Source organism: Ilyobacter polytropus DSM 2926, assembly GCF_000165505.1.
In the GTDB taxonomy this organism is placed as follows: Bacteria; Fusobacteriota; Fusobacteriia; order Fusobacteriales; family Fusobacteriaceae; genus Ilyobacter; species Ilyobacter polytropus.
Map to the genome: position 1 here is coordinate 106,898 of NC_014632.1, position 13,126 is coordinate 120,023.

General features: G+C 35.3%; 12 protein-coding genes. 11 read left to right on the forward strand and 1 reads right to left on the reverse strand.

Translation table 11 applies throughout. The features are described 5' to 3' along the window. The first annotated feature begins 24 nt into the window (after nt 1-24). The 6 genes from ILYOP_RS00575 to ILYOP_RS00600 all read left to right on the forward strand — a co-directional run bounded on the left by ILYOP_RS00575 (nt 25) and on the right by ILYOP_RS00600 (nt 6,407). A complete protein-coding gene (locus ILYOP_RS00575; protein ID WP_013386564.1) occupies nt 25-609 on the forward strand; it encodes a 2-oxoacid:acceptor oxidoreductase subunit gamma family protein in 585 nt (194 codons plus the stop codon). Then, a complete protein-coding gene (locus ILYOP_RS00580; protein ID WP_013386565.1) occupies nt 599-901 on the forward strand; it encodes a 4Fe-4S binding protein in 303 nt (100 codons plus the stop codon). Before ILYOP_RS00575 ends, ILYOP_RS00580 begins: the two co-directional genes overlap by 11 nt. A 14-nt stretch (nt 902-915) precedes the next feature. Then, nucleotides 916-2,094, forward strand: coding sequence for a 2-ketoisovalerate ferredoxin oxidoreductase subunit alpha (gene porA, locus ILYOP_RS00585; RefSeq protein WP_013386566.1), 1,179 nt, complete (start codon nt 916-918; stop codon nt 2,092-2,094). Nucleotides 2,095-2,104: 10 nt separating this feature from the next. Next, on the forward strand, nt 2,105-3,043 hold the full coding sequence (locus ILYOP_RS00590; RefSeq protein ID WP_013386567.1) for a thiamine pyrophosphate-dependent enzyme: 939 nt from the start codon (nt 2,105-2,107) through the stop codon (nt 3,041-3,043). A gap of 336 nt (nt 3,044-3,379) precedes the next feature. Further along, nucleotides 3,380-4,966 (forward strand): AAA family ATPase, encoded by a 1,587-nt coding sequence (locus ILYOP_RS15025; RefSeq protein WP_013386568.1) that lies wholly within the window; start codon nt 3,380-3,382, stop codon nt 4,964-4,966. A 4-nt stretch (nt 4,967-4,970) separates the two neighbouring features. Continuing rightward, nucleotides 4,971-6,407 (forward strand): VWA domain-containing protein, encoded by a 1,437-nt coding sequence (locus tag ILYOP_RS00600; protein ID WP_013386569.1) that lies wholly within the window; start codon nt 4,971-4,973, stop codon nt 6,405-6,407. A 115-nt stretch (nt 6,408-6,522) separates the two neighbouring features. Here ILYOP_RS00600 and ILYOP_RS00605 read toward each other — a convergent pair whose 3' ends face one another. Beyond that, the gene (locus tag ILYOP_RS00605; protein ID WP_013386570.1) at nt 6,523-7,530 is read right to left on the reverse strand and encodes a LacI family DNA-binding transcriptional regulator; all 1,008 of its coding nucleotides are present in this window, start codon (nt 7,528-7,530) and stop codon (nt 6,523-6,525) included. A gap of 846 nt (nt 7,531-8,376) precedes the next feature. Here ILYOP_RS00605 and ILYOP_RS00610 point away from each other — a divergent pair. Genes ILYOP_RS00610 through ILYOP_RS00630 form a run of 5 tightly spaced genes read left to right on the forward strand, consistent with a single transcriptional unit; the run spans nt 8,377 to nt 13,092 of the window. Further along, the gene (locus ILYOP_RS00610; protein WP_013386571.1) at nt 8,377-9,258 is read left to right on the forward strand and encodes an FAD binding domain-containing protein; all 882 of its coding nucleotides are present in this window, start codon (nt 8,377-8,379) and stop codon (nt 9,256-9,258) included. 23 nt (nt 9,259-9,281) lie between these two features. Further along, a complete protein-coding gene (locus ILYOP_RS00615) occupies nt 9,282-9,755 on the forward strand; it encodes a (2Fe-2S)-binding protein (RefSeq protein WP_013386572.1) in 474 nt (157 codons plus the stop codon). A gap of 12 nt (nt 9,756-9,767) precedes the next feature. Continuing rightward, nucleotides 9,768-11,027 carry a xanthine dehydrogenase family protein molybdopterin-binding subunit gene (locus ILYOP_RS16100; RefSeq protein WP_222838861.1) on the forward strand — a complete coding sequence of 420 codons (1,260 nt, stop codon included), beginning with the start codon at nt 9,768-9,770 and terminating at the stop codon, nt 11,025-11,027. A gap of 14 nt (nt 11,028-11,041) precedes the next feature. Further along, a complete protein-coding gene (locus tag ILYOP_RS16105; RefSeq protein WP_013386574.1) occupies nt 11,042-12,022 on the forward strand; it encodes a xanthine dehydrogenase family protein molybdopterin-binding subunit in 981 nt (326 codons plus the stop codon). A gap of 23 nt (nt 12,023-12,045) precedes the next feature. Further along, nucleotides 12,046-13,092 carry a PTS sugar transporter subunit IIC gene (locus ILYOP_RS00630; RefSeq protein ID WP_013386575.1) on the forward strand — a complete coding sequence of 349 codons (1,047 nt, stop codon included), beginning with the start codon at nt 12,046-12,048 and terminating at the stop codon, nt 13,090-13,092. The last annotated feature ends 34 nt before the right edge of the window (nt 13,093-13,126 follow it).

Genomic DNA, 13,126 nt, shown 5'->3' on the forward strand with positions numbered 1-13,126 from the left:
TTAAAAGAATCAAAGGGGGGAATAATGTCTAATTTGGTAGAAATAAGATGGCATGGGAGAGGGGGCCAAGGCGCCAAGACAGCATCGCTGCTTTTGGCAGATGCAGCCTTTACAATTGGGAAATTTGTACAGGGATTTCCAGAATACGGTCCTGAGAGGATGGGGGCACCGATAACTGCATATAACAGGATAAGTGGCGAAAAAATAAGAGTTCACTCAAATATTTATGAGCCTGATTATGTAGTTGTAGTAGATGACACTCTTTTAAGCGCAGTTGACGTTACAAAAGGGCTTAAAAAAGAAGGGGCAATTATAATAAATACGTCAATACCTCAGAAAGAGATTTTAAGTAAACTAAAAAAATATGATGGAAATGTATTTTTGTGTGATGCAAGAAAAATCTCAGAGGAATCTCTCGGAAAGAATTTCCCTAACACTCCTATGCTTGGAGCTGTTGTAAAGGTAAGTGGTATTATGAGTGAAGAGGAGTTTTTGGGATCTATGGAGGAATCTTTTAAGCATAAGTTTGCCTCAAAACCTGAAGTTATAAAAGGAAATATGAAAGCGTTGAAAGTTTCCATGGGAGAGGTGAAGATCTGTGAAAAATAAAAAAGGTATGGTAATTGACGAAAATATTAAATGGCAGGACATAACTCCAGGGGGAATAGTCTATGGTGGTGGAACTTCTGAAGCTGTAAATACAGGGGATTGGAGAACGAAAAAACCAGTTTTTATAGAGGGTAAATGCAAACAGTGCCTGCTTTGTACACCTGTATGCCCAGACATGTCTATCCCAATAAAGGATGGCAAAAGAGCTGACTTTAATTATTATTTTTGTAAGGGTTGCGGAATATGTTACGAGGTATGTCCTTTTGATGCAATAAAAATGGAAAATGAATAGGGAGGTAAAATCAGATGGCAATAAAAGAAAGAATGTCAGGAAACGAATCAATAGCTATAGCAATGAGGCAGATAAATCCTGATGTATTACCTGCCTTTCCAATAACTCCGTCTACAGAAATTCCACAGTATTTTTCAAAGTATGTGGCAGATGGATTGGTGCAAACAGAATTTATACCGGTAGAATCAGAACACAGTGCTATGTCAGCAGCGATAGGAGCTCAGGCAGCAGGAGCAAGAACTACATCAGCAACTTCATCAGCCGGTCTTGCCCTTATGTGGGAGATGCTCCATGTGGCTGCTTCCTGTAAATTACCAATAACACTTGCATGCGTAAACAGAGCTCTTACCGGGCCAATTAATATAAATGCAGATCACAGTGACTCTATGGGAGCTAGAGACACAGGGTGGATTCAAATATATAGCGAAACAAATCAAGAAGCTTATGATAACTATATTCAAGCAGTAAGAATTGCAGAGCACAAAGATGTTATGTTGCCTGCAATGGTGTGCCAGGACGGATTTATAACAAGTCATGCTGTTGAAAACATAGAACTTCTAGAAGATAAAGAAGTAAGGGATTTTGTAGGAGAATACGCTCCAGAAGATAGTCTCTTAAATCCAGGGTATCCTATTTCTCATGGTCCTTATGATACGGCAACTTTTTATATGGAACATAAAAGACTTCAGGCAGAGTCTATGAAAAAAGCTAAGAAAGTTATTCTTTCAGTGGCTGAAGAATTTAAAAAAGTTTCAGGAAGAGAGTACGGACTTTTTGAAGAATACAGAATGGAAGATGCAGAATATGCAATGGTTATAATCAACTCATCTGCTGGAACTGCAAAGGTAGCAGTGGATGAGCTTAGAAAAGAGGGTAAAAAAGTAGGACTTATCAAGATAAGGGTATTCAGACCATTCCCGATGGAGGAACTGGCAGAGGCTCTGAAGCATCTTAAGGCTATTGCCGTTATGGATAAAAGTGAAGGGTTTTCTTCAGCGGGGGGACCTATTTTTGCTGAAGTAAGATCGGCAATGTATGATCTATCTGAAAAGCCAAGTGTTGTAAACTACATCTATGGTCTAGGTGGAAGAGATTTCACTGTTGATTCGGCGAAACAGGTGTATGATGAAATCGAAGACATAAAAGGAACATCTATAGATGACATATACAGATACCTTGGTGTAAGAGGATAGGAGGAGAGAAATGGCATATAATTTAAAAGAACAGATGAATAAACCTGAAAGACTTTCAGGGGGGCACAGAATGTGTGCCGGGTGCGGAGCGCCTATAGCAGTAAGAACTATGCTTAGAGCGTTAAAACCAGAAGATAAGGCGACTATTGTTAGTGCAACAAGTTGTTTAGAAGTTTCAACGTTTCTTTATCCGTATACAGCATGGAAGGATTCCTTTATTCATACAGCCTTTGAAAATGCAGGAGCAACAATGAGTGGAGTGGAAGGAGCCTATAATGCCCTTAGAAGGAAGGGGAAATTAGATGAAACCTATAAATTTATTGCGTTTGGTGGAGATGGTGGAACTTATGATATAGGATTCCAGTCACTTTCTGGAGCAATGGAAAGAAATCATGACATGGTGTATGTGTGTTATGACAACGGTGCCTATATGAATACAGGGATACAGAGGTCGTCTGCTACACCTAAGTATGCAGATACCACAACAACTCCAGTAGGAACGGAAAGTTCCGGTAAAATTCAGCCAAGAAAAGATATGGCTGCAATAATGGCTGCTCACAATATTCCTTATGCTGCTCAGACTACTTTTATGGGGAATATGAAAGATATGCATGAAAAGGCAGAAAAAGCAATCTATACAAAGGGAGCGGCCTATCTGAATGTAATGGCACCATGTCCTAGAGGATGGAGGTATGATGAGTCAAAATTAATGGAAATCTGCAAAGCAGCCGTAGATACATGCTATTGGCCTTGTTTTGAGGTTATCAACGGAGAATGGAAACTTTCATACAGACCTAAGGAAAAGCTTCCCATTGAAGAATTTTTAAAATCTCAAGGAAGGTTTAAACATCTTTTTAAACCTGAAAATAAGCACCTTATAGAAGAGATGCAAAAAGAGGTGGACAGAAGATGGAATGAACTTTTAAAAAAATGTGGAGAAGAAGTATAGTCTATTTTAATTTTGAAATGATATATTTAGTTCTTTTAAAATTTTTTTAAAAAACTTTCATTTGATTTAAAAATCTATTTATAGGGCTTAAAAATTATATTCAAGAATTATTAAAAATAAGAAAATTAAATATAATTTTCATGGAGGATTAGGCACTCTTCGGAGTGCCTTTTTCTTATGAGAAGCGACAAAAATCAAAATAATATAAATTATATTGAGGTTGACTCTTTTAATTTTATTGTTGGGTATGATCTAAATTCTTTCCAACTCATTTATTTACTTTTTAAGTCAACTATTATATAATAACCATATAAAACATTATAAAGCAGGTGATATATGAGAAAAAGGTTGGAAAAGATAATAGATGAATTAAATATATCTCTAGTAGAGAGGGGAAGTCATACAAGACTAGCCCTTCTTACTGCCCTTGCAGGAGAAAATATGATCCTTGTAGGTCCTCCGGGGACAGCAAAGAGTGAGATATCTAGAAGAGTAGCTGAGGTGTTTGATACCAAGTACTTTGAGTATCTACTCACAAAGTTTACAACACCTGAGGAGTTATTCGGACCTGTATCTATAAGGGAACTAGAGCAAGATAACTTTCGTAGAAAGACTGATGGCTATCTTTCTGATGCCAATATAGTTTTTTTGGATGAGATATTCAAATCAAATTCTTCAATATTAAACTCACTGCTAACTATATTAAATGAGAAAATATATCACAACGGAAACCTCAAGGAAAAGACGGATATATACTCTATTATATCGGCATCAAATGAGCTTCCAACTGATTCAGGGGAACTTATGGCACTTTATGACAGATTTCTTTTGAGAGTAGTCGTGGATTATGTAAAGGAACCGTCAAAATTACTGACACTTGAAGACAGGTATAGGGGAATTTCTCAGGACCTGAAACTTAATAAAGAAACTCTTGAGGAGATCGGAAAAGAGAGCAAAAAAGTAGAGGTTCCTCATCATATAGCAATGATAATACTAAACCTAAAGGAAAAGCTAGACGAACACTTTAAGGATGAAATTAAAGGTAAGATCCAGGAAAAGGTCTCTGACAGAAAACTTGTAAAAAGTATAAAGCTTCTTAAAACCAGTGCCTATACTAATGGTAGAGACTGTTTAAATATAAGTGATACACTACTTTTACTTCACTGCTACTGGAACAAGATAGAAAATAGGGATGTGATTAAGAAATACCTTTTCGAGGAGATAATTAAGCTCACAAAAGAGGATCTTGAAAACTATAGAAATATATCCCGGGTATGGTCGGAGGAGTTTAATGGATTATTTAAGAAACAAAGGGTAGATGAGAATGGAACCCCCCTATACTACGATGTGGATAATAAGCTAGTTGATTTTTCCTACGGAGATATCCACGTAATGGATAAATACGGGGATTATGTTCACTATAAGGGGCATACTGAATATGTAAAAGTCCTGGCCGAACTTGGAAATTTTGATTATGGGTATATAGACAGCGGAATAGCCACCGATAATGGTAAAATAGTCTGGAAATATGAATGTTCACCGGTGGAAGTGGTAACGTCGGCTGAAAGAGAATTGGAAGGATACGAAAGACTTGTAGTAAAGGGAAATCTGAAACCTGCCAATATAGAATCCTACGAGGAGTATATAAAGGCTTATACCGTAATATCTGCAAATCTCATTCCAAAGATGGAGGGGATTAGAAGAAATATAGAGGAGGAGATAATAGAGATAAGAAGTGTCTCAGATTATCTAAACAAAGTGAGACAATCCTTGAAAGCAGAAAACTTATGGGTTGTTGGTGATGATATAAAAGAACTGCAGACCCTTGTGGAAAAAACTTACGAAGGAATGAATGCTTCACTTCTGAAGTTAGAGGAAGTAACTGATAAGATCGATAGGGCTAAAGTATCGTCAGAGAGGTAGAGCCATGGATATATTTGATAAAAGGGTAAAAAATAACTTTGATATAATGAAGAATATATGGATAAACTATCCTGAGACCAGGCTAAAAAGGGAGAGTATTGCTAAAAAGTGGTGGATGGCCTTATATGAGGGAAAAGCAGACCAAGAGTCCAATGGCTTTTTAGAGGCTAGTATAGAGGTACTTTCTATATTTAAGGAGATGACTATAGGAAATGAGATTCTTTGCAACAAGCTTATAGGGGATTATTTTGCTAAGGTAAAGGAAAAGTATGACAATGATATCTATAGTGAGGTGATAGGAGAGGAAAAAAAGATAATAGATATTCTCAACCAGTCGGAGATAAAAAGACTTCTTCAGTCAAAGGAAGAGAATACGGAACCTAGCTTTTTCAAGGAAGACAAATATAATGGCTATAGGGAAAAAAAAGATAAGTACAGTGAAATGTGGAAAGATATACAAGGGGAGGTAACTGAGTATTTTCAGCTAGAGTATGAAAAAATGAAGAAAATGAGGGATATATTGGGAGATTCTATGATGGATAAGATGGGATGGGATCTTTCCAAGGTGGATAAAAAAACTCTCTTTGACCTGGAGGAGCTTAATCGAATAGCTTTAGAGGACGAAAAACTCAATTATCTTTTAAAGATGCTCGGTAGGAAAAAGAGAAAGAAAAATCTGGATTTGGATATAAGTGAAATCCAAAAATCGCCCAATAAGAAAGACCTTTTGGGAGTACATCTGAGTAACGACTTGGTACGACTTCTTCCATCGGAACTATCACTAATGCATAACAAGCACCTGAGAAGATACTTCCATGCCAAGTATATCGAAAACAGACTCTCCACCTATCTTCTTTCAGATATGGATGAGGACCCGAACCCCGGAGAAAGGGACAATCAGGATTCTGAGGGGCCAATAATTTTATGCATAGATACCTCAAGTAGTATGAAGGGTCTTCCAGAGAAACTGGCTAAGGCATCCACTCTATTTCTTCTTAAAGAAGCTCAAAAAAAAGAGAGAAAGGTATATATAATAGCTTTTTCCGGAGATGAATCTTTAAAAGAGCTTGAACTGGTTCAGAGTTCAGATGGCATAAGGAGGGCACTGGAATTTTTTAATTGGGAGTTTTATGGTGGAACAGACTATCTCACTCCCTTGAGACGGAGCATCGAAATTATAGAGAAGAGTGGTTACAGAAAAGCTGATTTACTTATGATAAGTGACGGTATAGCTGAGGTGCCCGATGAATTTATAGAGTATATAGATAGGGTAAAGCAGAGTCTTAAATTCAAGATTTATTCACTGATAATAGGTTCAAAAGATGTAAAAAATACATTTAGTGATAAGGTTCTCTACTATGAATATAGAAAGAAGAAAGAGGCTTATATAGGTTCCGAATATCAGTCTCTTAACAGAAGCTTCCTTTCAAACCATGGATAGGTTATCTGGCAGTCAAAGAATAAAAATAAAAAAAACCTCCCTAATCAATAGACTATATTTCTAATGATTAGGGGGGCTGTTAAATTTAAACAAAATTTAGGTTTCGACATTTAAGTCAAATTTTTGCAACACTTTTTCGTACACTTAATTTATAATTGATAAGAATTTCATTTTCTTCAACTGTTTTATTTTCAATTATATTTAACATTAATTCTGCAGCTTTTTCACCTGCATAATAATTATCAAAACAGGCAGTTGTAATACTAGGGGAATAGTATTTTGATTCTTCACATTCATCAACACCCACAACAGAGAAATCCTCTGGAATTTTGTATCCTTGCTCTGTAAGGGCGTGTATTGTAGCCATTGCCTTTCTATAGCTAACTGTAAAAAAAGCAGTTGGTTTATTCTTTGAATTTTTCATTATTTCGTTTACGTTTTCAACGGTGGAAGTCATTTCCCAATCGCCATCACAGATAATCTCTTCATCAATTTCAATATTACTTTCCCTAAGAGCAGATATATAGCCCTCTTTTCTTAGCTTTGCAAATTCATAATTGGTATATTTTACAGAAAGACATGCGATTCTTTTGTGTCCATTTTCTATCAAATATTTTACTACCGATCTTGCAGCATTAAAGTGGTCATATTTTACACAAGGCAGGTTCAATTTTTTATTTGATTGACCTAAAAAAACAACAGGATATTTTACTTTTTTCAAAACATCAATATGTTGATCAGTTAATTCTGTAGCAAAGTATATTACTCCAGCAACACGTTTTTTCTCAAGAAAATCGAAATAACTTAATTCATCCTCTAGTTCCAAATTTGATTGAGTATTAATTAATATTATGCTAAAACCTTTATCTTTAAAAAAGTTACTAATTCCCTCTACAGCTAAAGAAAATGTAGCCAAATCAATTCTAGGCAGCATTACACCTATTGTATTACTCTTACTTTTAACAAATTCTCTGGCTAATAAATTTGGTTTATAACCATTTTCTTTTATTATTTTATCAATTTTTTCTTTAGTTTTTGGGCTAACGTATGCAGTTCCATTTATTGCTCTAGAAACAGTTGCAATTGAAACGTTTGCTAATTTTGCAATATCTTTAATATTCATATTCTAGTCCTCTTTCTTTTTATTTTTAAAAATGGAAACGTTTTCTTGATGAAATAATTTATCATATATAAAATTTTATGTCAATTTAAACCCAAATAAAATGACCTTAAATCATTCTAGAAACAATTGAAAAACTAATATAAAATAAAAAAAAGGTTGACAACTGCACCTTATGAATATATAATATCAATCAAACACAACAGCATCATATTTTTAATAAATATAGCTTCTGGTTTGAAAACATAAATTAAGATTATAAATTTTTATTAGTAAAAAATTACTGACTTTATTTTACTTTAAAAGATATAATCATAAAACTAATTAAGTATCTGATCCCAACTAATCTAAATTCTAAATTCCTATTTTAGCTAATCAAGAACCTCCACAGATACGTTTACCTCTATGAAACGATTGTTAGATATGTTTCTGCGGGTGATTAGGGCAATTTTACGCTACAATGTAAACGTTTTCTTAAGTGTGATAAATACTTTAAAAACTTTTAAATAATTACAGGTATCTTTTTAGCAAAAATAAATTATAGGTTTATTTTACCCTTAAAAGATAAAAACTTTAAACATCCATGTAAACGTTTTCTTGAGTTTGGTATGCATTTATAAAATATTAAATCAATATCTTTCAACTAATCAAGGTTATCTTTTTAATAAAAATAAATTTAAATAATCTCAATCAAGTAAAAGGCATCTTTTTAGCAAAAATAAATTCTAGATTTATTTTACCCTATAAAAGATATAAAGTCGTGTTACTTTCATTTATCTTAAGAATGGAAGTAGTGCGGCTTTTTTTTATAAAAAATTATAATTGTTCTAAATAAAAGGAGGGGGAATTGTGATAAGAGAGATAGAATATTATGCTCCGACACACAAAAAAGAACTATTTGAGATAATTCATAATGACAATAGGGATATATGTTTGATAGCAGGGGGGACAGATTTGATTATAAATATCAATAAAAAACATTTATCCCCAGATGCAATTGTTAATTTAAAGTCAATGGAAGAATTAAATTACATAGAAGAAGAAGACGGGATTATTAAAATCGGAGCAACGGCTACCCACAACCAGATTGCAAATTCGTTGTTAATTAAAGAAAAAGCCTTGGCTTTGGCGCAGGCTTGTAAAAGCGTGGGGTCAACCCAAATAAGAAATCTCGGTACAATAGGAGGAAATATTGTCAATGCTTCTCCAGCTGCTGACTCAGTTGCGGCATTGCTTGCTTTAGATGCAAGTGTTCTATTAGAAAGTTATGGAGACAAAAGAAAAGTTAAGATATCGGATTTGCATACACATACTGGCGGTATTGATCTTAATAAAGGTGAAGTCTTAACAGAAATTTCTTTTAAATCATACAGTAAAAATATTTTTTCGTACTTCGTAAAATTTGGTCTAAGGGAAGCTCTAGCCATAGTAGAACTTAGTGTAACTGCAGTAATGGAAATTGATGAAAATAATTTTTGTAAGGACGCAAAAATATCCATAGGTGCAATAGAGAGGCATCCTGTAAGTGCAAAATGTGTAGAAGAGGAATTTGTCGGAAAGGAATTAAACTTAGAAACCATCGAAGACTGTATAGAAAAAATGTCCGAGTTTACAGCAAAAACTCTTTTTAAGACACCATTTAAAGACTTAATACCATATAAGAAACAATGTATAAAAGGAGTTTCAAGAGAAGTGTTTGAGGCAATTTACTATAAAGCAGTTCGAAAATAATTCTTTTTAATAAGGAGACTGATATGAAAAAATTTAAGATGTCATTTAGTTTAAATCATAAAGATGTTTATGTAGAGGTTGACCCTAGCAAGAGACTTCTTGATATGTTGAGAGAAGATTTTGGACTAACCGGTGTAAAAGAAGGTTGCGGAGAAGGAGAGTGTGGGGCGTGTACCGTCATAATGAATGGTGATGCTATTACCTCTTGTACAGTTTTGGCACCACAAGTTGAAGACAGTAGGATCATTACAATTGAAGGAATATCTAAAGAGGGAGAATTGGATGAAATACAGGAAGCATTTATAAAATACGGAGCTGTACAGTGCGGATTTTGTACCCCGGGAATGGTTCTATCCATAAAAGCACTTTTAATGAAGAATTCAAATCCAAGTGATGATGACATTAAAGAGGCTATAGAAGGGAATCTATGCAGATGCACGGGTTATAAAAAAATTATAGATGCTACAAAAGAAGTCGTAGCAAATTCAAATAGATAAAGGGAGGTGAGGATGATGAGTGATTTTGACGTAATTGGAAAAAATGTGATTAAAAAGGATGCCATTTCAAAAGTAACTGGTAAAGCGCTTTTTTCTTCAGATTATGAATTTGAAAATATGTTATATGCAAAGGTTCTAAGAAGTGAAGTAGCTTCTGCAAAGATTATCAGTATAGACACATCTAAGGCAAAAGAACTTCAAGGAGTGGCTTGCGTACTCACTCACAAAGATATCCCTGGAGAAAACAGGGTCGGAATAATTATTAAAGATGAACCTGTTTTAGTTGAAGATAAAATAAGAAGAGTTGGGGATGCTCTTGCACTTGTAGCAGCTGAAACTATTGAAATAGCTGAAAAAGCTTTGGAGCTCATTAGTGTAGAATATGAAGAACTTCCAGTGGTGACGGATATATTTGAGGCGATGAAAGAGGACTCTCCAAAGGTTCACGGAGATACGAATATACTGATGGAAAAAAATCTTATTAAAGGTGATGTTAAAGAGGCTTTTAAAAAATGTGATGTTATCGTGGAAAACACATATAAAACGCCTGCAGTAGCCCATATGTTTATAGAACCAGAAGCAGGTGTTGCAAAATTTGAAAAAGGAAAGATTAGCTTCTGGTGTTCTACACAGAATCCACATTTTGACAGAGGAGAAGTTGCAAGAGTTCTAGCATTACCACAAAGTAAGGTCAGAGGTGTTCGTTCAGAAGTAGGAGGGGGATTTGGAGGGAAGCTTGATATATCGGTACAGTGTCATATTGGATTGCTGACTTATTATACAAAAAGACCTGTAAAACTAGTTTTTTCTAGAGAAGAGTCAATGCAAGTATCTTCAAAAAGACACCCTCATATTATGAAAGTCAAAACAGGTGCCACTGAGGATGGTAAGTTATTGGCCATGGAGGCTGTGTTTTATGCCGATACAGGTGCTTATTCTTCTTATGGGCCTGCAGTTGTTTCGAGAGCCATGGTTCATGCAACAGGTCCTTATGAAATACCTAATGTAAAAATAAAATCAACAATGATGTATACCAATAATCCAATGTGTGGAGCAATGAGGGGTTTTGGTGTACCACAAGTGGCAATAGCTCATGAATCACAAATTGATATGATTGCAGAAAAATTAAATATAAGTTCTTTTGAAATAAGGCTTATAAATGCATTTAAATATGGTTCTAAAAATGCAAATAACCAAATTATGAATAATAGTATTGGAATTATGGAGACCTTAGAAGCAGCTAAGAAAAAAGCAGATGAGATATTAAAATAAAAGGAGGGACCCCTATGAAAAAAATAGGTATAGGAATAGGGAGTATGTTTTATGGGATAGGTAATACAGGACTTCCAAATCCGGCAGCAGCCTTTGTGGAAGTACATTCAGATGGGTCAGCAACTGTTTTGGCTGGAGCTGCTGATATAGGACAAGGGTCAAATACTGTCATGTGCCAGATAGTTGCCGAAGTCTTAGGTATAGATTATGAATCAGTTAATATTACAGCTGCTGATACAGCAGTTACACCTGAGGCAGGCGCTACTTCTGCAAGTCGGCAAACTTATGTTTCAGGAAATGCCTGCAAAATAGCTGCTGAAATGGCCAAAGAAACTCTAGTAAGAGTAGCAGGAGAAATCTTGTGTGAAGAACCGGCAAAGATAATACTAAAAAATAAGAAGGCTTTTGTAAAAGGTTGTGAGGAAAATTATATTACACTTTCAGATGTCTTAAAAGGCTTGAAAGAAAGAGGATTAATTGCCGTTGGTTCTGGGACATTTAATCCAAATGCTTCATCCTTAGATCCAATAACAATGGAAGGAAACCCTTATGCAACCTATGCTTTTGCAACTCATATAGCTCAGGTGGAGGTTGAAACAGAAACAGGCAAAGTAAAAGTTTTAAAAATCATAGCTGCACATGATGTAGGAAAGGCAATCAACACAATAAATGTTGAGGGTCAGATAGAAGGTGGATGTCTTATGGGGACGGGTTTTGCACTTAGTGAAGAGGTAAAAATAGAAAATGCAAAAATGAAGAATCCAAATTTTTCAAAATATTTAATCCACACTTCTAAGGATATGCCTGAGATTTATCCTGTGATTGTAGAAGAAACTGATATAACCGGCCCTTTTGGTGCTAAAGGAGTAGGAGAACCAACTTTAATTCCTGTTGCACCAGCAATAATAAATGCTGTATATGATGCTATAGGAATTAGATTTACTGAATTACCTATTACACCCAAGAAAGTTTTGGAAGCTTTACATAAAATTTAATTTAAATAATCAGGAGGAATGTCATGGAGAAAACAGTTGAATTAAAAAAGGAAAGTTTTTTGAAGAGAAAAAATATTGAGTTTTCGGTAAAGCGTTATCTTATTGATGCTTTGAGTTTTATGGCGTTGGGCCTTTTTTCATCTCTCATAATAGGAAGTATACTAAATCAAATTGGAAGCAAATTTGGGATATTATTTTTAAGTGAGACTATATGGCCGATAGCCAGGCAGATGACGGGACCTGCAATTGGAGTAGCTGTTGCTTGTGGACTGCAGGCACCGCCATTAGTTATGTTTTCATCTGCTATTACTGGTGCCGCCGGTGCTGCTCTAGGAGGTCCTGTGGGTGCATTTGTTGCAGCTGTAGCCGGGGCAGAGTTTGGTAAAGCAGTTTCCAAAGAAACAAAGGTAGATATTTTGGTAACGCCAGCTACAACAATAATTGTGGGGTGTTTATTAGGATCGTTGGTTGGGCCAGGTGTGAGTGCATTTATGACTGGATTTGGTAACTTGATAATGTATGCAACTGAACTCAATCCTATTCCCATGGGAATATTGGTATCGACTTTAATGGGGATAGCATTAACTCTTCCGATAAGTAGCGCAGCAATAGGAATAATGCTTGGCCTTGGGGGAATTGCATCTGGGGCCGCAACTGTAGGATGTGCAGCTCAAATGGTTGGATTTGCTGTTATAAGTTTCAGAGAAAATGGGGTAGGTGGATTGCTTGCACAAGGATTAGGAACATCAATGCTTCAAGTTCCTAATATTGTAAAGAACTGGAAAATATGGATACCTTCTATTATGACTTCTGCGATTCTTGGTCCCATATCTACAACTGTTCTAAAATTAGAAAATACACCGATAGGCTCTGGAATGGGAACAAGCGGATTGGTTGGACAATTTGGAACTATCAGTGCAATGGAAGCTGCAGGTAGGGGTGGAGCCACTCTGTATATAACTATCTTATTATTTCACCTTGTTTTGCCAGCTATTATGACCCTAGCGATAGCAGAATATATGCGTAAAAAAGAATGGATTAAAGAAGGAGATTTGAAATTAGATTTATAAAAAAATACAAGCATTAGAACTGAGATATAAAAGT